Source organism: Catenulispora acidiphila DSM 44928, assembly GCF_000024025.1.
Classification (GTDB): Bacteria; Actinomycetota; Actinomycetes; order Streptomycetales; family Catenulisporaceae; genus Catenulispora; species Catenulispora acidiphila.
The window spans coordinates 4,989,696-5,012,954 of sequence record NC_013131.1 but is presented as its reverse complement, the minus strand read 5'-3'; the positions used below and the strand labels follow the sequence as shown (position 1 = coordinate 5,012,954).

The following is a 23,259-nucleotide window of genomic DNA, read 5'->3' as shown; positions in this document are numbered from 1 at the left end:
CCGTGCGGGATGTCTTCCCGCACGGTTCCGGCGCGCGCCGGACTCGTTACGCTCTGGGCATGAGTGTGGATCCCGAGGACAGGTTCGATCTGCCGCGAAAGTTCCAGCACGGAGTCATCCGTCGGGAGCGCTGCGATCGGTCTGTCCTGGAGGCGGTTTCGACCGCCGGGTCCCCAGATCCGCAGGACATTGCGACGTGGCGGAGCATCGATCGGCTCGTCGCGCAGGACGGGCCGGCGGCGGCTGTGCGCTTCTTCGCCGAGCTGAGCGCCGAGGACGTGAGCTTCAGCCGGCAGAGCTGGAGTCGCGGCAGCGTGTATGACAGCACGCTCCGCGACCGTCGCTGGCCTTTGATGCTGCGGCTGCTCGATCTGGTGCGCTCGGGCACGGACGAGGAGTACGGCGAGGCGATCGCGACCGCGGAGAAGCTGCGGGACGAGTTCCCGGTCCCGGCGTCGCGGGCGGCGATGGCGGTCCTCGCCCTCGACCGGCCGGAGTGGTGCTCGGCGGACATCGCCGACTACGCCGAGGACGGCGAGGGCAGCGAGGACGGCGAGGGCAGCGAGGACGGCGACGACGAGCACCACGTCGCCAGGCTCCTGATGCTCGCGGTGACGACCCGGGAGCAGGCGCGGGAGCTGGGGCGGAAGATCCGGCACTGGGAGTGGGTCAACGACGACCGGCGCGCCGAGGCGACGTTCCTGGCCACGATCGGCGCCGGCGCCGACGAATTCCTCGTCGGCTGCTTGGAGGGGAGCCGCTGGCACGCGCTCAACCTGCTGCCGAAGCTGCCGAGCGAGCTGGCTGTCAACACCCTGATCGGGGAGCTGGGTCCGAAGGACGCGCAGGCTGCGCTGCTGGAGGCGGCGAAGCGGTTCCCGCGGCGGGTGCTGCGGTTGGTCGCCGAGGCTGAGCCGGCGACGCAGGTGGACTATGTGCTGCGGCTGCATGTCGCGGCCGATCCCGCGTTGGCGCGGGAGGAGTTGGGCCGGCTTTCGGAGGCGGCGCGGCGGCGGGTGGAGGCTTTGCTGGGTCCGTCGGGGGTTGCCGGGTCCGGCGGCGGAGGCGGCGGGGGTACTGACGGCGCCGGCGGTGGTTCGGTTCCGGTGGCCGAGGAGGGTGACCTGCCGCGCGTCCTGGTGGTACCACCGTGGGCGGATCGTGAGGCGGGCAAACCGATCGCGCTGAAGAACCTGCCGACGCCGGTGCCGTTCTTCCGGTGGCCCGCGCGGGAGACCGCCGGACCGACCGCGATTCCCGAGCCGGCGCCGTCGCCGGACGAGGCGGGGAATCAGAACAAGATCGTGCTGACCATGGCGGAGTGGCTGAACTCCGAATACGAGCCGTACTCGGAGGCCGCCGACGTCTTCTTCCGCCGCTATCCCGGGCAGGCGGTGCGTCAGCTGCTGGTCTGTGCGCTCGGGACGGCCGGGCCGGAGCGTCGCGTCGCCGAGGCCGCGGTGCGTTTCGTGGCGCGGCAGGGCTGGGCCGACGTCGTGGCGCTCGCCGGGGAGTCGAGCCCGGAGGCGGCGGTCGCGACGCGGGCGCTGCTGGAGCGGCGCGGGCTGGACACGTTTCCGAAGTCGATGCCGGCGGTGCCCTTATGGGCCGATCCGGCTTCGCTGCCTGGGATTGTGCTGGCGGGGCGGCGCGCGGTGTTGCCGGCGTCGGCGGTGCGGGTCGTGGTGCAGATGCTGACGATCTCCTCGCGCCGGGAGGTCGCACCGTATGGCGGGATCGAGATCGTGAAAGAGGCCTGCGATGCACGGTCGCTGGCGGAGTTCGCGTGGGGGCTGTTCGAGAACTGGGCCGGGGCGGGGTTCCCGACGAAGAAGCTCGGATGGGCCTTCGACACGCTGTTGTGGTTCGGGGACGGCGAGACCGCGCGGCGGCTCGCGCCGCTGGTGCGGGCGTGGCCGGGCGAGGGCGGGTCGGCGCGGGCGGCGGGCGGGCTGGACGTGCTGATCGCCGCGGGCGGGGAGGCCGGGCTGCGCGAGGTCTACGACATATCGCAGCGTTCGACGTTCGCCGCGCTGCGGGCCGAGGCCTCGCGGCGGGTCGCCAAGGCGGCTTCGGCGCGAGGGCTGAGCGCCGACCAGTTGGAGGACCAGCTGGTCCTGGATCTGGGCGCCGGGCGAGACGGGACGCTGGAGGTGGACTTCGGGGCGCGGCGGTTCACGGTCGGGTTCGACGAGTATCTGGCGCCGTTCGTCACCGACGGCGCGGGCAAGCGCCGGGCGTCGCTGCCGAAGCCGACGGCCAAGGACGACGCGGTACTGGCGGCTGCGGCGCAGCGGCGGTTCACCGAGCTGAAGAAGGACGCGAAGACGTTCGCGGTCCGGCAGGCGGCGCGGCTGGAGCAGGCGATGGTGGGCGGGCGGCGCTGGTCGGAGGGCGAGTTCCAGGCGGTGTTCGTCCAGCATCCGCTGCTGCGGTTGCTCGGCCGGCGGCTGGTGTGGGGCGAGTTCGATGGTGAGGGGGCGCTGCGTGCGGCGTTCCGGATCGCGGAGGACGGGACGTTCGCGGACGTCGCCGACGAGCGCTTCGTGCTCAACTCAAGAGAGGCCGGCAGCTGCGGCACGATCGGCGTCGTGCACCCCCTCCACCTGGGCGCCGACCTCCCCCGCTGGGCCGAGATCTGCCACGACTACGAGATCATCCAACCCTTCCCCCAAATCGGCCGCCCCTTCTTCACCCTGACCCCCGCCGAGCGCACAGCGACCCGCCTGGACCGCTTCTGCGACGCCGACCTCGCCACCGACCGCTTCCTCGCCCTGCACCGCAGCCCCGGCTGGGGCGGCGCCGCCCTCTGGGACTCCGGCAGCACCGTGGCGACCGGCCGCCGCCTCCCCCACCACCGCATCCTGATCGTCCGCATCACCCCCGGCTACCGCGAAGGCCGCCTGGCCGACACCCCCCGCCAAACCATCACCGACATCTGGCTCAGCCCCACCGACAGCCACGGCCGCCGAGGCGCCCGCACCGAAGCCCTCCCCCTCGGCGGCATCGAACCGCTCACCGCCAGCGAGATCATCGCCGACTTGGCGGCGGCGGTGGGGACGTGAGGGAGGAGGCCACGAGCAGGTGGGGCGCGGGCGCGGGTGCGCGTGGGTAGGCGGGTGCGGTCAGCTGGTGGGTTCTAGAAGCTCTTTACGGCTTCGCGCGGGTCGAAGAAGGCCTCGCTGGTGGCGCAGTTCGGCGGAACGCCGCATCCCACGCTGGCGGCCGGCGGTATACGTGGGCACCCACACCGCCCACCGCCAACGCGGCCGAAAAACGCTCGTCACCCACCCCCGCCGCGCACCGCCGGCTTCCGCAGGAAGGCGCGCAGGCGCGTCAGGCTCCAGGTGTTGATCACGTCGTCCTTGGTGAGCCAGGCGCGTTGGGCGGTGGCGATGCCGAAGCGCCGGTTGGACAGGGCGGGGGTGGAGTGGGCGTCGCTGTTGATGGCGAACTTCACGCCGTGGCGTTGGGCGGCCATGGCTTGGTCGTCGGTGAGGTCCAGGCGTTGGGGGGAGGCGTTGAGTTCCAGGGCGGTGCCGGTGTGGGCGGCTGCGGCGAAGACGGCGTCGAGGTCGGCGTCGATGGGCGGGCGGCGGTCCAGGAGGCGGGTGGTGGGGTGGCCGATGATGTTCACGTGGGGGTTCTCGCAGGCGCGGATCAGGCGTTTGGTCTGGGCGGCGCGGTCCAGGCCGAAGGAGGAGTGGATGGAGGCGACGCAGAGGTCGAAGCCGGCGAGGAAGTCCGCGGGCCAGTCCACGTCGCCGGCGGCGTCGATGTTGAGTTCGGTGCCGTGCAGGACGCGCATTCCGCTGTACTCGCGGTCCAGGTCTCGAGCCCGGGCGCGCTGGGCCAGCATCTTGTCGTCGGTCATGCGCTGCATCGCCAGGTTCGGCGCGTGGTCGGTGACGGCGTAGTACGCGTAGCCGAGGTCGGCGGCGGTCTGGAGCATCACCTCCAGCGGGGCGAGGCCGTCGGTGAGGTCGGTGTGCGTGTGCAGGTCGCCGCGCAGGTCCTTGAGCTGGACCAGGTCCGGGAGGGCGCCGTCGGCGGCGGCTTCGATCTCGCCGCGGTCCTCGCGCAGCGTCGGCGGGATCCACGGCAGACCCAGGGCCGCGTAGACCTCCTTCTCGGTGCGGGAGGCCAGCTTCTTCCCACTCTCGACGTCGAAGAGCCCGTACTCGGAGAGCTTGAGCCCTTCCTTGACCGCACGTCCGCGCAGCTTGATGTTGTGTGCCCTTGAGCCGGTGAAGTAGACCAGCGCGGCGCCCCACTCCGCCGGCTGCACCACGCGCAGGTCCACCTGCAAGCCTTTGTCAGTCCGGATCGAGGTCTTGGTCGTCCCGCTGCCGATGACGTCCGCGACCTCCGGCCGGGCCAGCAGCGCGGCCATCAGCGGCGCGGAGTCCTTGGCGGTGGCGAGGATGTCGATGTCGCCGACGGTCTCGCGCATCCGCCGCAGCGATCCGGCGTAGTCGCACTTCTTGCACCCCGGCACGGCGCCGAGCTCCGCGACCAGGTCCTCGGCCAGGTCCAGCGCGATGCTCAGCAGCGTGCGGCCGGAGGCCTGGCTCAGCTGCTCGATGCCGTGCCGGATGTTCTCGACCGTCTTCTCGCCGAGTCCTGGCAGCCCTTTCAGCTTGCCCGCATCGGCAGCCTTGCGGAGCTCGTCGACGGACTTGATGCCGAGCTTGCGGTAGAGCAGCACGGCGGTCTTCGGACCGACGCCGGGGATCTGCGTGACCTCGCGGACGCCCGGCGGGATCTTGGCACGCAGGCTCTCCAACGCCTCCATGCGCCCGCTGGCCAGGTACTCGCTGATCTTCTCGGCGGTCGAGTCCCCGACGCCGGGGATCGCCCGCAGCCCGGCCTCGTCGAGGTGCGCGAGGTCCCCCGGATAGCCGCCGACCGAGCGGGCGGCCTTCTCGTAGGAACGTGCCCGGAAAGCGTTGCCGCCACTGAGCAGGATGAGGTCGGCGTACTCCCGCAGGAGTGCCCCGACCTCGTCGTTGAGCCGCGCCATGCAGCCAGTCTAGGAAGCAGGTGCGCCGGCGGGCGATTCGAGCGGCCGGGGCTCCACCTCGAGCAGGTGCTGCGCCCGGAACCCGAGCAGCCGCTCGGCCGCGCTCAGGTCCAGCGCTGCGGTGCGCCCCGGCAACGGCGCGCGCACCTCGGCGTCGGGGTGGTAGACCCGGAGCAGATCAGCAGTCGGATACGGCACGATCGTGTCCGGCGCTGCTACGAACACCTTGTGAAACCCTTGCAGGGGAACGGTCAACGCCAACCACGCCGCCTGGGCCGCGTCGCGCACGTCCAGGTACGTCCACAGCTCGGCCGCGCCGCGCGCCGGATCGGCGGTGAACTCCGGCAGCCGATGCGCCGCCCGCTCGGCATCGCTGACGAACGGCATGCGCAGCGCGACGACGCCCATCCCGTGCCGCCGCGCCATCATCTCCCCGGTGGCCTCGTCGACCTGCTTGGACAGCCCGTAAGGGTCCTCGATCTGGAGCGGCGCGTCCTCATCGATCGGCACGTACGCCGGATGCAGCGTGCTCCGCGCCCACGGCATGCCGAGGATCGACAGGCTGCTGGCGATCACCGCACGCCGCACGCCCTGGTTGCCCGCCTCCTCCAGCACGGTGAACGTGGCCCGCGTGTTACCGCCGAACACCTCCAGCGGGGTCCCGTGGATGGGGGTCGGCAGCGCGGCGAGGTGGACGACCGCGTCCACATCGGCGAGCGCCTCGCGCACCAGCCCCCCGTCGGACGCGTCACCGACCGCGACCCGGTCGGCGCCCAGCTCCGCCAGATCGCCGGGGTCGGTCAGGACCAGGGCGGTGACCGCGACGCCGCGGTCGGCGAAGGCACGGGTCAGCACCCTGCCGACGAGCCCTGCGGCGCCGGTGACCAGGACCCGCCGGGGCGCCGGGGGTTGCGACCGTTCAGCCGACTCCGCGCTCACGGAGCCTCCAGCCCGCCGTCGGGGCGCCGCACACCCGAGGACCACCGCTCGTGCAGGAACTTCACCGGCGGGAACTTCGCCGCCGCACGCTCGTCGATCTCGATCCCCCACCCCGGCTCCTCCGCGGGGTACAAGTGCCCCTCGCGGACGACCCGCGTGCCCGGGAAAACCTCGTGCGTGGCGTCGTTGTAGGTGTGCGACTCCTGGTAGCCGAACGCCGGGGTCGAGATGTCCACGGCCAGGTTCGCCGCGACGCCGACCGGCGAGACGTCCGCCGGGGAGTGGAACGCGGTGCGCACGCCGAGCAGCTCGCACAGCGCGACGATCTTGCGGGTCGGGGTGAGCCCGCCGACCGCGGAGGTGTGCAGGCGCAGCAGATCCACGCCGCCGTCGCGCACCAGCCGCACCGCGTCCGGCACCGAGCCGATCTGTTCGCCCACTGCGATCGGTACCGGCGAGGCGGCGCGCACCTCGGGCAGCCGGTCGTAGAGCTCGGGGGCGATGACGTCCTCAAGGAACGACAGCCGATACGGCTCCAGGGCGCGCGCCAGCACGACGGCCTGCTTCGGAGTGAGGCGGCTGTGCACGTCGTGCATCAGGTTGACGCTGTCGCCAAGGCGCTCGCGGGCAGCGGCGAAAAGCCGCGGCGCGTCACGCAGATACTGCTCGACGGCCCAGCCGTCCGGATGTGGCGAGCGCGGGTAGCCGCCGAGCGTGCCGGGCGCGCCATACGTGCCCAGGCCCGGACCGCCGAGCTGGAGCCGCACGTTCCGGTAGCCCTCGGCCAGCAGCTCCTCCGCCTGGTCGAGCGTCGCCTCGATGGTGCCGCCGGCAGCGTGCGAATACACCTCGACCGCCGATCGGCTGCGCCCGCCGAGCAGCTCGTACACCGGCATGCCGGCGCGCTTGCCGGCGATGTCCCACAGCGCTTGGTCCAGACCGGACAGCGCGTTGTTGAGCACCGGTCCGCTGCGCCAGTACGAGGAGTAGTGAATCAGGCGTGTGATGTCCTCGATGTCGGCCGGGTGGCGGCCGACGGCCAGCGGTCCGACGTGCTCGTCGACGGCGGCGGCCACGGCGGCGTAGCGCTGGGTGAAGGTGGCGCAGCCCAGGCCGTAGAGGCCGTCGTCGGAGGTGTCGACGCGGACCACCACGAGCGGCTGCCCCTCGGGGGCGGTGACGATCGCCCGCACGCGGGTGATCCGCAGGCTGTCGCGGGAGGTCCACGGGGGTCGGGTCTGCGGAAGGGCTCCGGAGGGGTCGAGCAAGTGGTTCGCGTCGGTCACGGTGTTCGTTGTTCCTCTCAGAACGCAAAACGTTTTGTATCGTGGTCCCAGCAGACTTCCACGGGCCTCACCACGGTGTCAACGGATCAGCCCGCCCCGACCGATCGGAGAGCGCAGTGGCGCAGCAGGGCCGCCGGCGGCACGTCAGCATCACCGACGTCGCCGCTCAGGCGGGGGTCAGCATCACGACGGTCTCGCACATGCTGTCCGGCCAGCGGCCGGTGGCGGCGGCGACCGCGGCGAGGGTCCAGCAGGTGATCGCCGATCTCGGCTACGAGCCCAACCGCCTGGCCCGCGGCCTGCGCCTGCAACGCACGGACACCGTGGCGCTGGTGATCCCGGACATCACCAACCCCTTCTACCCGCTGATCGCCCGCGGCCTGCAGAACGTCCTGGGCCCGGCGGGCCTCCAGGTCTTGGTCACCAGCACCGACGCCGACCCGGCCGCCGAGGAGGCGGCGGTGCAGCAGATGATCACCCGCCGCGTCGACGGTCTCGCCTTCGCCGACTACCAAGCCGACCACCGCCGCGTCGCCGCCGCAGCCGAGGTCGGCATCCCGGTGGTCCTGCTGGGCGGTCGCACCACGCGCCCCGGCATCGACGTGGTCAGCTCCGACGACGTCGCCGGCGGCACGATCGCGGCCGAATACCTGATCGGCCGCGGCTACCAGCGCATCGCGTTCATCACCGGCGCCGAACGCGTGGGCTCCCCGGCCAACCGCGTGCTGGGCTACCGGCACGCGCTGCGCGAGGCGGGCAGGCCGTACGCACCGTCGCTGGTGGTCCGCGAAGAGATCAGCCGCGACGGCGGAGCCCGCGCGATGCAGCGGCTGCTCACGCTGCGGCAGACGCCGGACGCGGTCCTGTGCACCAACGACGTAGTGGCGCTCGGTGCGCTGGACACGGCGAAGGCGCGCGGGCTGCGCGTGCCGGAGGACGTGGCGGTGATGGGCTTCGATGACATCGACATCGCGGCGCTCACCACGCCGACGCTGACCACGGTGTCGAACCGGCCCAGGGAGCAGGGCGAGGCAATCGGGCGCCTGTTGCTCGGACGGCTGAACGGATCAGCGCCGCGCGGCCCGCAGCGGATTCTGTTCGATCCGGCGGTGGTGCAGCGGGATTCGGCTTAAAACCTGCGACAAAACAGGAGTGTCAGGGCACGAAAGTAAGGACCCTGTATGCGACTACTACCCGGACCGTTTTCACCCGGTAAAGGAAGAGGAGCCCCGCAACGGCAAGCAGCCGTCACGGGACTCCCCACATTGGTTGATGTCGGCACTCGGGGGGTGTGTGCCACCAACCTATTCGCGATAGTAGCAGTGTTCGAAGATGGGCGGAGCCGACGAGCTGAGCAGGCGAAACAGGCGCCGCCGGAGCAGCCCTACCGGCGCGCGACGACCGAGCGCGGCACCAGGCCGAGAATCAGGGTGATGATGACGGCGGCGACCGGGAACACCAGCCGTAGTCGTGGTTCACCGCCGACTGGATGTCCACGTAGATCGCGGTCGTGCCGCCGACCAGCGCGCTCGTGCCGGCCGGTGCTGCCTGGTGCGCGTGGTGGCGGCCGGGCCGACCAACCTGGCGACCGGGTGCAGGCGGTGATCATCGCCTACGATGTCGGGCTCGTGGATCCGCGCGGCTGACCCGGCGCACCCCGACTCACCGAGTTACCGGCCTACCCAACCGTCCGCAGCGCGTCCGGCGTGAGGTCGGCCAGCGTCGGGTAGCCGTCGACCGCCATCAGCAGATCGGCCTCGGCGAGCAGGCTGCGCAGCACGTGCACCAGTCCGTCGACGCCGCCGATCGCCAGGCCGTGGATGTAGGGACGGCCGATCGCGACCGCGCTGGCGCCCAATGCCAGAGCTTTGACGACGTCCGTGCCGCTGCGGACGCCCGAGTCGAAGATCACCGGCAGGGAGTCGGCCGCCTCGACCACCTCGGGCAGGACGTCCAGCGTCGCCAGCCCGCCGTTCGCCTGGCGACCGCCGTGGTTGGAGCAGTAGATCCCGTCCACTCCCCCGTCACGCGCCCGGCGCACGTCCTCGGGGTGACACAGGCCCTTGACGATCAGCGGCAGCGTCGTCAGCGACCGCAGCCACGGCAAGTCGTCCCAGGTCAGGGGGTTGCCGAAGACCCCGGCCCAGTGCATCACCGTCGCGCCGGGGTCCTCCTCCGGCGGCTTGGGCAGCGCGGCGCGGAACACCGGGTCGCTGGTGTAGTTGGCCAGGCAGTGCCCGCGCAGCTGCGGGAAGTTCGACGTGGACAGGTCGCGGGGGCGCCAGCCGGTGACCCAGGTGTCCAGCGTGACGACGATCCCCTGGAACCCGGCTGCCTCGGCGCGCTGGACCAGGCTCGCGGCCAGGTCGCGGTCGGTGGGCGTGTAGAGCTGGAAGAAGCCGGGCGTGTCGCCGAACTCGGCAGCGACCTGCTCCATCGGGTCCACCGACAGCGTCGAGGCGATCATCGGCACGCCGGTCCGCGCGGCGGCGCGTGCCGCGGCCAGGTCGCCGTGCCCGTCCTGGGCGCACAGCCCGAGCACGCCGACCGGCGCCATCATCAGCGGCGAGGGCAGGGTCAGACCGAACATCGACACCGACAGGTCGCGCTGCTTGGCGCCGACGAACATCCGCGGGACCAGCGCGCGGCGGCTGAAGGCGGCGACGTTCGCGCGCTGCGTGTGCTCATCTCCCGCACCGCCAGCCACGTAGGACCACAGCGACGGGGACAGCGTGGCGCGGGCGCGCTCCTCCCAGCCCTCATACGTCATCGGGAAGTGCGGCACCACACCGCGCAGCCCGTCGAAGTAGATCTCGTACTGGTATGCGCCGAAGTCCGTCATCCGCCAACCGTAGGCCAGATTCCGCACGGCGGGGACGGCCGGAATGACGCCGCGCCACGCCGCCCTCGAGAGCCCGCCGGAGAGCCCCTCGAGAGCCCCTCGGATGCCCCTTGTGAGCAAGCGTCCGGATCGTCCGAATGGCCGAACGGCAGCGCCGACGAGCTCTCCGGTGTTCTCACAGGTCGCACTGGTGTCAGAGCAATATGAGAACAAGGCTCCGAGTGGCGCCGGTGGCGTTTACATCGCAGAATCCGGGGCATCCGGACGCGACGAGATGAGAGTCGCCCATGGCCCGAGTGTGACGAGGCGGTGGTGGATGATGTTCGGCCCGGCAATGTGGCGTCGGTACCGTTCGACCAGGCAGAAGGCGGCGTGTGAACGCCTGCTGGAGGAATTGTGCGGTCGGGCCCTGGTCCGCGAAGCCGAGGACCTCGTGGAGACCGTGTGGATCGAAGGGCTGGACCGGGCTGAACACGCCGACCCGACCGTGCGGCTGATCCTGGAGCGCGAGCGGGCGTCGTTCCTGCGCGCCTCGCGCAAGCGCTCGGCCGAGGCGGACAAGGACCAGCGGCGGATGGCGGCTGCCACGGCGGAGATGGTGCAGCTGACGCGCACCGGTCCCCCGGCCGACTAGCCACTCAAGCCTGGCGACAGCTCAGACTCGATGTCAGACGTCGGATTCGAGGGCGAACGTATTGCCGTCAGGGTCCTGGAACCAGGCGATGCGTCCGCCGCCGGCGCGCGGGGTGATGCCCCTGGCGTCGTGCTCGAACTGCTCGTAGCGGGTGAACTCGACCCCTGAGGCGGTGAGTTCGTCGACGATCCGGTCCAGGTCGTCGACGTACCAGACGGCCAGCGTCGCCGCCGTCGTCCCGGCGGTGGCGGACTGGTAGACGTTCAGCGCGGGACCGCCGCCGGAGGCGTAGACGCGACTGCCTCCGGCGATTCTGGCGCTCGGTCCGGACCGGATGAGCGGCAGTCCCAACTTGCCTTCGTAGAACGCGACGGCCTGGTCGATGTCGGAGACGGCGATCGAGGTGCGGAGTTCGTAGGCACTCAACGGCATGACCACCACTGTGTCATGTTCTAAAGGGGTTATGTCTCAGAGGGATCATGTCTCAGAGGGCGAAGTCCGCGACGTGGTCCTTGGTCAGCAGCACGTCCAGTCCGGCGAATCCGAGCCCTGCGACGTAGTCCACCGGGACCGCCACATGCTTGCGGTGCCAGATGTGCCCGGCGGCGAGCAGGACGTGGGTGATCGCCTCGTCCTCGGTGCGGACCACCAGTCCCAGGACGCGTCCGGCGTCGCCGTCGAGCGCCTGGACGTGGTCGCCGCGCCGGATCCGGGTCTGCGCGTCGGGGACGGCACGCATGACCGCCGGATGCCCGGCGCCGCGCACCGGCGTCGCCGGCAGATGGTCGAACGCGCTCTTGTCGCAGCCCAGCAGGATGCCGTAGGGCAGCACGCGGGCCATGTCGGGCGCCACCAGCCGGGCGGCGCCGTCGAACACGGAGCAGACGACGAGGTCGATCAGGCGCGGCACGTCCGGTTCGACGACGAATTGCAGTAACTCTCCGCAGTCGGCATCGGAGCAGTAGACCTTGCTCCCGAACTCATAGATCGCGGATTCGTTCATCTCCGGCGCTCCTCAGCCCCACCCTTCGAATATACGGCGGACGCGGCGAGGAGGAGAGCGCGGCCTTCAGACCGCGACGATCTCCGGATACACCGGCTGCCACATCGCCTCGCGCACCCGCGCCTCGATGTCGTCGCCGACCTCGATCCCGGCCACGCCGCCCTCGGCGGCGGCGCGCGCCACCGCCACAGCGACCGCGACGGAGGTCTCGCGCAGCTCCGGGACCGGCGGGAGGATAGGCGCGCCCGGCGTGCCGGTGTCCACGCGTCCGGCGACGGCGTTCGCCGCGGCGACGAGCATGGCGTCGGTGACGCGCGTGGCGCGGGCGACGATGGCGCCCAGACCGAGGCCGGGGAAGACCAGGGCGTTGTTCGCCTGGGCGATCTGGTAGGTGGTGCCGTCGTGCTCGACGGGGTCGAACGGGCTGCCGGTGGCGATCAGCGCCTTCCCCGCGGTCCAGGTCAGCAGGTCCGACGGCGTCGCCTCGGCCAGGTCGGTCGGGTTGGACATCGGCAGGATGAGCGGCCGGTCGGTGTGCTCGGCCATGGCGCGCACGATGTCCTCGGTGAACGCCCCGCCGCGCCCGGAGGTGCCGATCAGGATGGTCGGGTGGATCCGGTCGACGACCTCGGCCAGGGTCACGCCGTCCTGGTCCGCCTCGTGGGCCCAGTCGGAGCTCTCGGCGGCGGGGCGCGCGTAGCGGACTTGGAAGTCGCGCAGGCTGTCCTGGTCGTCGGTCAGCAGGCCGTAGCGGTCGACGCACCAAATGCGCGCCGTGGCCTCCTGCGGCGACAAGCCGTCGGCGGTGAGGGCTTCGCGCAGGTCGTCGGTGATGCCGATCCCGGCGCTGCCCGCGCCGAAGACCACGATGCGGTGCTCGCGCAGCGGCTGCCCGCTGGCGGCGACACCGGCCAGGACCGCGGCCAGGGTCACCGCGCCGGTGCCCTGGATGTCGTCGTTGAAGGTGAAGACCTGGTCGCGGTAGCGGTCCAGGACGCGGTGGGCGTTCGTGGTGCCGAAGTCCTCCCAGTGCAGCAGCGCGTGCGGGAACAGGCGACCTGCGGTCTGGACGTAGGCGTCGATGAACGCGTCGTAGGTCTCCCGGTCCGCGCGCGGGTGGCGGTTGCCGAGGTAGCCGGGGTCGTCCAGCAGCTCCTGGCGGTTGGTGCCGACGTCGAGCATGACCGGCAGCACCCGGCGCGGGTCGATGCCGCCGGCGGCGGTGTAGACGACGAGCTTGCCGACCGCGATGTCGATGCCGCCGACGCCCCAGTCGCCGATGCCCAGGATCGCCTCGCCGTCGGTGGCCACGATCAGGTCGACGTCGTCCGGGCCGAGCCCGGCGGCCGCCAGCGAGCGCTCGATGTCCTGCGGGGCGTCCACGGACAGGTAGACGCCGTGCGGCCGCCGGTATTCGGCGTTGTAGTGCTCGATCGCGGTGCCGACGGTCGGGGTGTAGACGATCGGCAGGATCTCGGCCAGGTGCTCGGTGACCAGGCGGTAGAACAGGACCTCGTTGCGGTCGCGCAGGCTGCTCAGGGAGACGTACTTCTCCAGGGCGGTCTGCTCGGAGCGGAACTGCTCGTAGACGCGCGCGGCCTGCTTCTCCTGCGTGACGACGGCCTGCGGCAGCAGCCCGACCAGATCGAGGGCCCGGCGCTCGGCGAGGGTGAAGGCGGTCCCGCGGTTCAGGCGCGGATCGGTCAGGACCGCGTTTCCTCGGGCGGTGGTCGCCAAGCGGTTGTCCCGGCCTGTGCCTGCTGCGTCTGGGTTCCTCACGCGTCCAGCATCGGGCCGGTGCGGCGCGGCGTGCAACGTCCGGCCCAGGCCGGCGACGCCGTTCGGGCCCGCCAGGGTCGCGGGGCGGCGGCGGCCGTGGTCGGCTGGGGAGGTGACTGCGATCTCCCCGGAGCAGGAGCGCCGGCTTCTGGACTCCGTGCCCACCGGACTGCTGATCGACGGACGCTGGCGCCAGGCGTCCGACGGCGGAACGCTCGACGTCAGCGACCCCTCGACCGGCGAGGTGCTGCTGACCGTCGCCAGCGCGTCGGCCGCCGACGGCCAGGACGCGCTGGCCGCCGCGCACGCCGCGCAGGCTTCGTGGGCGCGCACGGCGCCGCGTCAGCGCGCGGAGATCCTGCGCAAGGCGTTCGACCTGGTCACCGCGCGCACCGAGGACTTCGCGCTGCTGATGACGCTGGAGATGGGCAAGCCGCTGGCGGACTCGCGCGCCGAGGTCGCCTACGGCGCGGAGTTCCTGCGCTGGTTCTCCGAGCAGACGAACCGGATCGCCGGGCGGTACCAGACGGCGCCGGACGGAGCGGCGCGCCTGCTGGTCGCCAAGCGGCCGGTCGGACCGTGCCTGCTGATCACCCCGTGGAATTTCCCGCTGGCGATGGGGACGCGCAAGCTGGGACCGGCGCTGGCCGCCGGGTGCACGGTCGTGTTCAAGCCGGCCGCGCTCACCCCGCTGACCTCGCTGCTGCTCGCGCAGACGCTGATCGAGGCCGGGGTCCCCGACGGCGTGGTGAACGTGATCCCGACCCGGCACGCAGGAGCGGTCACCGGCCCGCTGATCCGCGACCCGCGCCTGCGCAAGCTGTCCTTCACCGGCTCGACCGAGGTCGGGCAGCAGCTGATCGCGGACTCCGCCGAGCAGGTGCTGCGGGTGTCGATGGAACTCGGCGGCAACGCGCCGCTGATCGTCTTCGCCGACGCCGACCTGGACCGCGCGCTGGACGGCGCCATGCTCGCCAAGCTGCGCAACGGCGGCGAGGCGTGCACCGCGGCGAACCGGCTGCTGGTGGAGCGCTCCGTCGCCGACGTCTTCGCCGACCGCCTGACCAGCCGTTTCCGCGAGCACACGCTCGGGCGCGGCACGCTGCCGGACGTCAAGATCGGCCCGCTGGTCGACGCCGAGACCCGCGACAAGGTCGAGCGCCTGGTCGACGCCGCGGTCGAAGGCGGCGCGAAGGTCCTCACCGGCGGCCACAAGCTCCCCGGAGCGGGCTACTTCTACGAGCCGACGGTCCTGACCGACATCCCCGCCGGCGCGGAGATCCTGCGCGAGGAGATCTTCGGACCGGTCGCCCCGATCATCGCCTTCGACAGCGAGGACGAGGCCGTCGCCCTGGCCAACGAGACGCAGTACGGCCTGGTCGCCTACGCCTTCACCAAGGACCTGAACCGCGGCCTGCGCCTGGCCGAGCGCCTCGACGCCGGCATGATCGGCCTGAACACCGGGATTGTGTCGAACCCGGCGGCGCCCTTCGGCGGGGTGAAGCAGTCCGGGATCGGGCGCGAGGGCGGGCTGGAGGGCATCGAGGAGTACTTGGAGACGCGGTACGTGGGGATCGCCGATCCCTTCGCCGAGGGCGCCTAGCCGCCGGCCGGGTCAGCTCGAGTCAGGCCAGGTCGGTTCAGGTCGGGTCAGGCCGGGTCAGACCGGGTCAGGTCAAGACGTCGGCCCGCTTCCGAGCCCGGTAGGCGGCGACGTTCGCCCGCGTCGCGCACCGGTCCGAGCAGTACCGCCGTGAGCTGTTCGTCGTGGTGTCCACGAACACCGCGCGGCACGGCAGCGCCTCACACAACCCCAGCCGGTCCGGGCCGCGCTCGGCGATGGTGTATGCCAAGCCGAACGCCGCCCCGGTCACGTACGAGCGAGCCAGCCCGTGGGGCTCGTCGGTGAGGTGCAGATGCCAGTCGCCGTCGGCGTGGTCGCTGATCGACGCCGAGACCGGGAAGTCGCACAGCAGCTTGTTCAGCGCCTCGGTGGCGCGCTCGACCCGCCCGGTGGCGGCCAGCTCGAAGACCCGCCGCAGCCGGGGACGGGCCTCGCGCAGTTCGTCCAGGCCCGCCGAGGCGGCGGTGGGGGTCACGCGCCAGCCCTGCGGCAGGAGGCGGTAGACGTCATCGCTCGACTGCAGGCGGTCTCGGCCGGTCCCGTGGTCGTCCGTGTTCACCAGGGCCACGGCCCGGTCGGCGTAGGCGAGGAGCTTCATGACAGCCCTGTTGCCCAGGAACGCGGGGTCGATTCAAGAACGGCAAAGCCGCCGAAACAGGTGAATTTTCGCTATACGCCCGGACCCACGACGAATTTAACGCTCCCGTCCACGTCGACGGTGGCATCCAACTCCCGTCCGTCCAGGACCGTGGCGGCCGTGGACTCCAGGAAGATGCGCGCCGGACCGGACTCCACGACCTGGTCGCCGGCGTCGGGACCGGTGGCCAGGACCGCCGAGAACTGGTCCTGGTTGCCGTTCAGGCTCGGGTCGGCCGCGACGATGCGCAGACCGGCGGTCTCCGGGGGCAGTTCGGAACTCGTGGTCAGTACCTGAATGGCGGCCGCGGCCCGATCGGTGAGAGACAGCACGACATCCTCCAGGTGCTGGACGGTCAACCTCCCATGGGGTCCATGGGTTTCCCCTTGGTTACCCGATCACAGCCTGCCAAACGTCCGGGGAAAGGGTCAGTTGCCCGCTGCGAGCATCACGCCCCGTTCCGTCCGGTGATCTCCCCCTGCCGTTTCGTTTGCCGCCACCGTCGCGCCACTATGCCGCCACCACTGCGCCACGCCGTCATTCCGTCGCCGCGAGCGCCAAGTAGGCACGCGCCGGGGCGAGTGGTTCGGCCGCCGGTCCCTGCAACAACGCGCCGTCGATGGCGAACCGGGAGCCGTGGCACGGGCACTCCCAGGTCTTCTCCACGTCGTTGAACCCGACGGTGCAGCCCAGGTGCGGACACAGCGCCGAGACCAGGTGCAGCAGTCCGTGGTCGTCCCGGTATGCCGCGCAGTGCTCGCCGCCGACGTCCACCACCGCGGCGTCGCCAGGACGGATCGCGTCGAGGGCGTCCCGCTCGTCGGGCTCGACGCGGTGCCGGACCACCGACCGCACCGGGCCGCTCCACGCGTCCTCCGGCCGCAGGGCCTTCTCCCACCGCGCCGGGGCGAACGCCGCCGCCCACGAAGCGGGCCGCTGACCCCGGATACCGGCGGTGATGAGGCCGCCCGCGAGCACCGCGGTACCGGCGTCCCAACCCGCCGAGCCGGTCGCGACCCACAGGCACCGCCGGTCCGCCGTCGCCGAAGCCCGCCCGATCAGCGGGAGGTGGTCCTCGCTCTGGCAGTCCTGCGCCGACCAGTGGTAGTCCACGCGGCTCAGACCCACGTTCTCGGCGGCCCACGCCGCCAGCCGCGCGTACCGCTCGCCGACTCCGCCGGAGCCGGGCTCGTACTTCTCCCCCGCGACGACGACCAGGCGCTGCCCGTCGCCCAGCGGTGCGGTGCGCACCGACACGCCGGACTCCGCGACGGCGGCGTACGTCGCCTCCGGCGCCAGCTCGGCCGGCATCGCCCCGGCCAGCAGCAGCTCACGCCGGGCACGCAGCGCGCGCCGCACCGCCTTCGTCGCCGTGATCGGGAAGCCGGTGGCGACCACCACGTGCTCGGCGGCGACCGATGCGCCGCTCTCGGTCATGACGACGCAGGGTTCTCCGACGTCGACGGTGACGACGCGGCTGTGTTCGTACACTGCCGATCCCAGCCGGACGAGGTCCTCGGCCAGCGCCGTGAGGAGTTTGGAGGGATGGAACTGGAGCTGGTCGGCGATGTGCGCCGCGCCTTTCACCGCGAACGGCACGCCGACGCCGACGCCTATCCCCACGCCGTCGACAACCGGGACTCCGGCTTCATGCGCGGCAGCGGTCTCCGCGCGCAGATCCGCCAGGGAAGCCTCGTCGTCGGCATACAGATAAGCCGCTCGCCGCTCCACCTCGCACTCGACGCCGAGCCGATCGGCTACCTCGGCGATCCGCTCCACGGCCCGCGCCTGCGCCTCGGCGTAGGAGCGCGCCGCCTCGGCTCCGGCGGCGCGCTCGATCCGGCTGTGGGCGAGGGCTTGCAGCACCGATGCCTGTCCGGCGCCGCCGCCCTTCGCGGCCTCGACGATCCGGCCGGCCTCCAGGAGTGCCACGCGCCGTCCGGTGCGTGCCAGCTCCCAGGCCGTCCACAGCCCGGCCGCCCCACCGCCGATGACCGCCACGTCGGCTCTGCCCCGGCCGTCCAGCCTGGGGTAGTCGGTCCTGCCGCCGGTGGTCGTCCAGTAGGGCTCGTCGGTCATGGTCGCCGAGTAACCGACCTGAAGAGGTTGAAACCCTGTTCACCCACATAGCGGCTCCAGCGGCGCCCTCAGCGCCGCCGCAGTGCGTCGACGCTCACCGCCATGAGCAGGAGCGTGATGATCACGAGCATGGCGTTGCCCGCCTGGATCGCGCCGACCATCAAAAGCCCGCCGGCGATGAAAACCATCAACATGAGCCCCGAGGGACGCCCTTTAGACGCTGCCACAGCGGCCTCCTTCCGGTCGAGACCGACAGGGGCTGATACATCCTGTCGACTTCGACCCTAACCGCCGGGCGCCTCGGACTGCCCGCTCAAACCGCCCGGCCTCAGGTTGAGGCAAGCCTGTCCTTAATCTTCGCCAGCGCTTCCTTCGCCTCGGGCATCGCCACCAGCTCCTGCGGGTTCAGCCGCAGCGCCTTGGCCAGCCGCTCGGCCTCCGCCTTGTTCTCCGGGTACTGAGAGTTCTTGAGCGCGTCCAGCAGCGTCTCCGCAGCCTTGTCCCGCGAGCTGGCGAGCTTGGGCTTCCAGATCTTCATGGCCTCGGCGAAGATGCCCCACTGCGTGTGGTCCTGGAACGCCGGGTCGCTCTCCAGGTGCTTCAGGTTCGCCCGGACCTTGTTCACGACCTGCCAGGTCAGCAGCCCGACGCCGATCAGCCCGACGAGACCGGCGATCGCCTGGCCGGCGATGGGGATCGCGCCGCCGGTCAGGCCGAGGGCGACGGCGGCGATCGCCAGCGCGCCGACGGAGATGTTCAGGGTTCCGCTCAGCGCTGTGAGGATCTGGCGGACCGAGCGGCGCTCGCCCTTGCGCTCGCCGAGTTCCCTGACCGACTGGAGGTTCGCCGCCTCCTCGACGCGCACGAGGTTGTCGTGCACCGTCAGCTTCGCCAGGGCGTAGCGGTGGTCGCACGCCTCCAGGCGTTCCTCGTACCGGCCCTTCAGCGCGGCGATCCGGACCCTGCTCTCAGGCGCGGGAAGCTGCCGAGCCGGAGCCAGCTCCTCCATGAAATGCTCGTACATGGTCTTCTTGGCCAGGTCGTGGTTGTGCTCGAGAACCTTCTGCAGGTCCTGGAAGTGCTTGTACATCGCCTTGTAGTCCTTGGCGCCGTCCCCGCCGCGCAGCGCCTTGGTCTGCTTGATCGCCTCGTGCGCCTTCATCGAGCTGTTGACGGCGGTGATCAGGCCGTTGACAATCCCCAGGACGCCGCTGGCCTGCCCCAGCGGCACCGACGACGCGGCCGGCGCCAGGTTCGCCGCTCCCGACGTGAGCCCGCCGCCGACCGCCGAGGAGTTCGACGTCAGACCGGCCATCGTCGCCACGAGCCGATGGCCGGCTTTGGCCTTCTCCTCACCGGTGGCGAGCAGCCACGCCCGGAACTCCTCACAGAACCCGAACACCGACCCGACCATGTCCGGCACCGCGAGCACGCCGCTGACCAGCCCGGCCGCACCGATACCGGAGGCGATGCCGTAGTCCCCGCCGGTGCCCCCGGCAGTGGCGAACACACCACCAGCGGTATCCGCGGTGGGCCCGCTCTTGGCGGCGCCCCGCCGCACGGAGGCGGCAGCATTCTTCGCCGCCTTGCCGCCGCGCTCCAGAAGCGTTCCCGGCGCGCGCTGCACGACGCCTTCCGCGGCGGTCGATCGCCGCACCGCATCGGTGGCGCCCGGCGCGTCGGCGACCCCAGCCGCCGGAGCCAGTGGCATGCCCGAAAGCCGTGTGGCGCTGGCCTCGCCTTCGGCGGCAGCCGATCGCTGCACCGCCTCGGTGGCGCCCGGCGCGTCGGCAGCACCAACCGCCGGAGCCAGCGACATGCCTGAAAGCCGTGTGGCGTTGGCCTCGCCTCCAGCGGCAGCCGATCGCTGCACCGCATCGGTCGCAGTCCCCGTATTCGCTGCCGGAGCCAGCGGCATGCCCAGCACGCGCGTGGCGTTGGCCTCCGCCTCGCGCTCGAAGCGGTCCGAGGGGTCGGAGACGGTGAGTCCGCTGCCGTTGTCGCTGCCGGCGACCGGACCGCGGCGCTGCTGGATGACGTGGGTCAGCTCGTGGGCGAGGGTGTGCTTGTCGCCGCCGCCGTCGCCGATGACGACGTGGTTCCCGGAGGTGTAGGCGCGCGCCCCGATCTCGGCGGCCGAGCGGCGTGCGGCGGTCCCGGTGTGCAGGCGCACGTCGGAGAAGTCGGCGCCGAGCCGGGTCTCCATCTCAGTGCGCACCGAACCGCCCAGCGGCTGACCCGCCGAGGACAGGACCGACTGCACCTCCGAGCGCTGGACCGGCGCGGAGCCGCCGTGCCCGCAGCCGGGACCGTGTTCGTGCTGCTCCTGGGAATACCCATCGCCGGACGCCGCGAGCAGTTGGACCACAGCGGCGTTCCCGATGCTTCGCTGCAACGTCAAGATCCCGGTCGGGTCGGCCGAGGGACCCGCCGCCGAGCGCGCCGGGGCGCTCTGCGTGCGGCCCTCAGCCTTGGCCTTACCAGCGTCCTGATCTCGCATGCGAGGCTCCGTCCAGGAAAGATGCTTCTAATCTCAGTATGCTCATACGGTTGCGCGAGTCGGCGGCCGTCGGCACGAACGTTGAGGTTCGCCTCCTGATACCGCTGTCTCCGGTCAGAATTCGAGGCCCACCAAGTCCTCCTGCGACAGCCGGCCCATCTTCCGGTACTCCCGCTGCGCCCCGGTCAGCAGATCCTCCGCGCCGACTCGGCGTCCGCCGGCCGCTGCCAAGTACGCGGCGGTGGTGGCGGCAGCCCGGATGGCGCCACCGGCGAGTTCGAAACGGTCGGCAACCGCGTCCAGCGCGGAGCCGTCGGCGACGTCGGGCTCCAACGGCACGGACCCGGCCAGGCAGCGCTGCCACAACGCCTTGCGCAGCGCGGCGTCCGGGAACGGGAAATCGACGATCAGGTCGAAGCGGCGGGTGAAGGCGTCGTCGATGTTGGCGCGCAGATTGGTGGTGAGCAGAGCGACGCCGTTGAAGGATTCCAGGCGCTGCAACAGATACGCGCTCTCCATGTTGGCGTAGCGGTCGTGCGCGTCCTTGGTCTCCGAGCGCTTGCCGAAGACCGCGTCGGCCTCGTCGAACAGGATGACCGCGTCCACCCGGTCGGCCTCGGCGAACAGCCGCTCCAGGTTTTTCTCAGTCTCGCCGACGTATTTGTCCACCAGGGCACTGAGTTCGACCACGTACAAGTCCAGTCCCAGCTCACCGGCCACGACCTCGGCCGCCAGCGTCTTGCCGGTCCCGGACTCCCCGGCGAACAACGCCGCCACGCCGCGACCCCGGCCGCCGCCGGTCCGCAGACCCCAAGCGCCCAAGACCCGATCACGGTTGCGAACCCGGTCCACCAGCTCGCGCAGCCGCGCGCCCTCGGTCTCCGGCAGCACCAGATCCGGCCAGCCGACCGCCGGTTCCACGTGCCGGACGCCCGGTCCCATACCTCGGGCGTTCTCCTGCCGAGCGGCGCGACGGATGTGGGTCTCGTCCGGCTGCCGACCTTCCAGCGCGGCCAGCGCCCGGGCGGTCCCGGCCGCCCGAGCGATACCGGTCGCGGTCAACCGGAACGGAGCGACGGTCGCCTCCAGATCGGTCCCCGGCGCGAGCGGTCCCAGCTCCGAACGCCAGCGCGCGATCCACTCCGGCGAGCCGCCTGCCGGGGACTCGACGTCCACCACCAGCGGACGCACCGGCCAGCCGCCGGACTCCCGCCGCGCCTCACCGACCAGCAGGACCGGGACCTGATCGGTGCACAGCGGTCCGGGATCCACCGGCTCGGGCAGGAGCACCACCAAGCCCGCGCGGCGCAGCCGGGCTTCGCGAATCAGGGCGGGAACGATCTGGTCGGCGCGCGCCAGCACCTTCTCGGTCAGCGTGATCCGCAGCGCGGGACGACCCGCGGCGGCGAACAGCGCCAAGGCGACCGCGTCCGCGCTGCCTTTACGCTGCTCACGCAACTGGATCAGCGTCGGTCCGGCACGCAGCAGCTCCACCAAGCCGGGGCGCCGCTCGACTTCGGCGAGGGTCGCGGCGTCGGGCGCCTCAGCGAAAGAATCAATAGCCTGAGTCAAGCCGTGCAGGACGTCGTCCGGCGTGTCATCACCCAGCAAATGAGCCACCACGCGGTCCGGCACTCGCAGAGTCCGCGACAGCAGCGGCTGATCGGCGTCTTCCAGCTCCAGCAGACCGCCGGACACCAACGGCGCTCCGGCAGAAAAGCGAGCGCGTGCCACCGGATCCCAGGCCTCGCGGCCGGACAAGTCCAGCGCCAGTCCGACGGTCGCGCGCCGCCGCGTCACGTCGTCGTTCAGGTAGCCGTAACAGGACTCGAAGACCCGGTCCACGTCCGGCGCCAGTGCCAGCACCAACACCGCCACATCCAGTGGCGTCAGCTCAAAAGTCTCGGCCAGCTCAGCCAAGCGCGGCCATCCCTCAGCCGCCGGAATCAAATCCCCGTCCGCCTCGAAATCGTCCAGAGCAGCCAGCGCGCCGCCCGAGCGCGTCGGATCGAGGCTTCCGGCCTCCAGCAGCCAGCCGACCTGGTCGGCCGACAAACGCAAGCCCCGCAACGGATCCTCGGCGCTGGGGTCGACCGCCGAGCGCACGTCGACCAGGATCCTGACTTGCTCGGCCAGCAGATCCAGGCAGTGCCGCGCGGCCTTGGCCTCGGCGTTCACCGCTCGATCTTCCCGTAGCGGCGCAGCCGCAGCGGCGCCTCGGCCTCCGGCTCGTCGAGCCGGTGGCTGCGCACCCCGGCGCCCTCGGTGACCGCCGGCCCGACCGGGAACTCCGGGCCCACCGGGAACGGCGCGGTGATCACCAGGTCCAGGGAGGGCTTGAGGTCGCCGCCGAGCGCCGACCAGATGTCGGCGATGGAGCGCGACTCCTGCGGCGGAGTGGCTGCGGTCATCGGGATCTGCAATCCGAGTGCGGACAGTTGTCCCGGGCCATCGGGGATGGGCAGCGAGTCGTGGGTGAGCAGGCAGCCGAGCACCACGGCCAGCAGCCGGTGTTCGTCCTCGGCGCGCTTGGTCCAGGCGGTCACCAGGTAGGAAAGCCGGAAATAGCGTGGCGGCTGGCGACGGCGCACCACGATGCCCCGCTCGTCCCGGATCGCCACGACGCCGCGCTCGCGCCGGGTGAGGTCTTCGCGGATGTCATAGAGGTAGGCGTCGACCGTGGGGGTGTTCCGACGCGCGGCCCAATCCCGGGTCGGGGCGTCGAAGGCGATGTCCACGCCCTTGTCGGGCAGGGCGGATCGCAGCAGGCTGCGCAGCGCCTCGTCGATTTCGGGGATCAAACTCGGTTCTCTTCCACTCTCTGCCGCCGCCGGGCCGGGACGGGCTCCGCCGATACGGCGGGCACAGCCAATTCATCGTCGTGCCCGCTCCGCGCGGCTGCCAGGTGCGCCG

The 23,259-nt window shown here is 71.6% G+C and carries 18 protein-coding genes and 1 pseudogene; 4 read left to right on the top strand and 15 right to left on the bottom strand.

Translation table 11 applies throughout. From position 1 onward, the window contains the following. The first annotated feature begins 59 nt into the window (after positions 1-59). A complete protein-coding gene (locus CACI_RS45910; RefSeq protein WP_015793006.1) occupies positions 60-3,065 on the top strand; it encodes a DUF4132 domain-containing protein in 3,006 nt (1,001 codons plus the stop codon). A gap of 218 nt (positions 3,066-3,283) precedes the next feature. Here CACI_RS45910 and polX read toward each other — a convergent pair whose 3' ends face one another. From polX to CACI_RS21815, 3 genes are read right to left on the bottom strand one after another with little or no spacing between them, the layout of a single operon-like run. Further along, on the bottom strand, positions 3,284-5,023 hold the full coding sequence (polX, locus tag CACI_RS21825; RefSeq protein ID WP_015793005.1) for a DNA polymerase/3'-5' exonuclease PolX: 1,740 nt from the start codon (positions 5,021-5,023) through the stop codon (positions 3,284-3,286). Positions 5,024-5,032: 9 nt separating this feature from the next. Beyond that, positions 5,033-5,962 carry an NAD-dependent epimerase/dehydratase family protein gene (locus tag CACI_RS21820; protein WP_015793004.1) on the bottom strand — a complete coding sequence of 310 codons (930 nt, stop codon included), beginning with the start codon at positions 5,960-5,962 and terminating at the stop codon, positions 5,033-5,035. After that, a complete protein-coding gene (locus CACI_RS21815; protein ID WP_015793003.1) occupies positions 5,959-7,248 on the bottom strand; it encodes an enolase C-terminal domain-like protein in 1,290 nt (429 codons plus the stop codon). Before CACI_RS21815 ends, CACI_RS21820 begins: the two co-directional genes overlap by 4 nt. A 116-nt stretch (positions 7,249-7,364) precedes the next feature. Here CACI_RS21815 and CACI_RS21810 point away from each other — a divergent pair, with 116 nt between their 5' ends. Further along, positions 7,365-8,381: a LacI family DNA-binding transcriptional regulator gene (locus tag CACI_RS21810; RefSeq protein WP_015793002.1), complete on the top strand. Its 1,017-nt coding sequence runs from the start codon at positions 7,365-7,367 to the stop codon at positions 8,379-8,381. Between the two features lie 260 nt (positions 8,382-8,641). Here CACI_RS21810 and CACI_RS54340 read toward each other — a convergent pair. Together CACI_RS54340 and CACI_RS21805 are read right to left on the bottom strand one after the other, a co-directional pair. Then, a pseudogene (locus CACI_RS54340) lies at positions 8,642-8,814 on the bottom strand (MMPL family transporter); the annotation flags it as partial. Between the two features lie 112 nt (positions 8,815-8,926). Next, positions 8,927-10,090, bottom strand: coding sequence for an alpha-hydroxy-acid oxidizing protein (locus CACI_RS21805; protein WP_015793001.1), 1,164 nt, complete (start codon positions 10,088-10,090; stop codon positions 8,927-8,929). A gap of 334 nt (positions 10,091-10,424) precedes the next feature. Between CACI_RS21805 and CACI_RS21800 the strand changes: the two genes are divergently transcribed. Continuing rightward, on the top strand, positions 10,425-10,724 hold the full coding sequence (locus tag CACI_RS21800) for a hypothetical protein (RefSeq protein ID WP_143765344.1): 300 nt from the start codon (positions 10,425-10,427) through the stop codon (positions 10,722-10,724). A 33-nt stretch (positions 10,725-10,757) separates the two neighbouring features. Here the strand turns inward: CACI_RS21800 and CACI_RS21795 are convergent, their stop codons facing one another. From CACI_RS21795 to CACI_RS21785, 3 genes are all read right to left on the bottom strand, one after another. After that, complete coding sequence (locus CACI_RS21795) at positions 10,758-11,156, bottom strand: VOC family protein (protein WP_015792999.1); 399 nt, start codon at positions 11,154-11,156, stop codon at positions 10,758-10,760. A 52-nt stretch (positions 11,157-11,208) separates the two neighbouring features. Beyond that, positions 11,209-11,727 carry a hypothetical protein gene (locus CACI_RS21790; protein WP_015792998.1) on the bottom strand — a complete coding sequence of 173 codons (519 nt, stop codon included), beginning with the start codon at positions 11,725-11,727 and terminating at the stop codon, positions 11,209-11,211. Between the two features lie 66 nt (positions 11,728-11,793). Continuing rightward, complete coding sequence (locus CACI_RS21785; protein ID WP_015792997.1) at positions 11,794-13,506, bottom strand: NAD-dependent malic enzyme; 1,713 nt, start codon at positions 13,504-13,506, stop codon at positions 11,794-11,796. 112 nt (positions 13,507-13,618) lie between these two features. Here CACI_RS21785 and CACI_RS21780 point away from each other — a divergent pair, with 112 nt between their 5' ends. Beyond that, complete coding sequence (locus CACI_RS21780; protein WP_015792996.1) at positions 13,619-15,109, top strand: NAD-dependent succinate-semialdehyde dehydrogenase; 1,491 nt, start codon at positions 13,619-13,621, stop codon at positions 15,107-15,109. Between the two features lie 67 nt (positions 15,110-15,176). On the opposite strand, the gene CACI_RS21775 is transcribed toward CACI_RS21780, so the two are convergent. The 7 genes from CACI_RS21775 to CACI_RS21750 form a co-directional block, all read right to left on the bottom strand. Next, a complete protein-coding gene (locus tag CACI_RS21775; protein WP_015792995.1) occupies positions 15,177-15,728 on the bottom strand; it encodes a CGNR zinc finger domain-containing protein in 552 nt (183 codons plus the stop codon). 71 nt (positions 15,729-15,799) lie between these two features. Next, a complete protein-coding gene (locus CACI_RS21770) occupies positions 15,800-16,126 on the bottom strand; it encodes an iron-sulfur cluster assembly accessory protein (protein WP_223297610.1) in 327 nt (108 codons plus the stop codon). Between the two features lie 178 nt (positions 16,127-16,304). Beyond that, a complete protein-coding gene (locus CACI_RS21765; protein WP_015792993.1) occupies positions 16,305-17,846 on the bottom strand; it encodes an FAD-dependent oxidoreductase in 1,542 nt (513 codons plus the stop codon). Positions 17,847-17,914: 68 nt separating this feature from the next. After that, positions 17,915-18,073 carry a hypothetical protein gene (locus CACI_RS51365; protein WP_015792992.1) on the bottom strand — a complete coding sequence of 53 codons (159 nt, stop codon included), beginning with the start codon at positions 18,071-18,073 and terminating at the stop codon, positions 17,915-17,917. 101 nt (positions 18,074-18,174) lie between these two features. Then, on the bottom strand, positions 18,175-20,346 hold the full coding sequence (locus CACI_RS52660) for an eCIS core domain-containing protein (protein WP_015792991.1): 2,172 nt from the start codon (positions 20,344-20,346) through the stop codon (positions 18,175-18,177). Between the two features lie 114 nt (positions 20,347-20,460). After that, positions 20,461-22,524, bottom strand: a complete 2,064-nt coding sequence (locus CACI_RS21755; RefSeq protein WP_015792990.1) for an ATP-binding protein — start codon at positions 22,522-22,524, stop codon at positions 20,461-20,463. Then, positions 22,521-23,147 (bottom strand): DUF4255 domain-containing protein, encoded by a 627-nt coding sequence (locus CACI_RS21750; RefSeq protein ID WP_015792989.1) that lies wholly within the window; start codon positions 23,145-23,147, stop codon positions 22,521-22,523. Before CACI_RS21750 ends, CACI_RS21755 begins: the two co-directional genes overlap by 4 nt. Positions 23,148-23,259: the final 112 nt, after the last annotated feature.

Coding starts and splice junctions, on each gene's coding strand:
- CACI_RS21765 (WP_015792993.1), bottom strand. CDS start 17,846: ATGACCGACGAGCCCTACTGGACGACCACCGGCGGCAGGACCGACTAC.
- CACI_RS45910 (WP_015793006.1), top strand. CDS start 60: ATGAGTGTGGATCCCGAGGACAGGTTCGATCTGCCGCGAAAGTTCCAG.
- CACI_RS21790 (WP_015792998.1), bottom strand. CDS start 11,727: ATGAACGAATCCGCGATCTATGAGTTCGGGAGCAAGGTCTACTGCTCC.
- CACI_RS21795 (WP_015792999.1), bottom strand. CDS start 11,156: ATGCCGTTGAGTGCCTACGAACTCCGCACCTCGATCGCCGTCTCCGAC.
- polX (WP_015793005.1), bottom strand. CDS start 5,023: ATGGCGCGGCTCAACGACGAGGTCGGGGCACTCCTGCGGGAGTACGCC.
- CACI_RS21800 (WP_143765344.1), top strand. CDS start 10,425: ATGTGGCGTCGGTACCGTTCGACCAGGCAGAAGGCGGCGTGTGAACGC.
- CACI_RS21805 (WP_015793001.1), bottom strand. CDS start 10,090: ATGACGGACTTCGGCGCATACCAGTACGAGATCTACTTCGACGGGCTG.
- CACI_RS21775 (WP_015792995.1), bottom strand. CDS start 15,728: ATGAAGCTCCTCGCCTACGCCGACCGGGCCGTGGCCCTGGTGAACACG.
- CACI_RS52660 (WP_015792991.1), bottom strand. CDS start 20,346: ATGCGAGATCAGGACGCTGGTAAGGCCAAGGCTGAGGGCCGCACGCAG.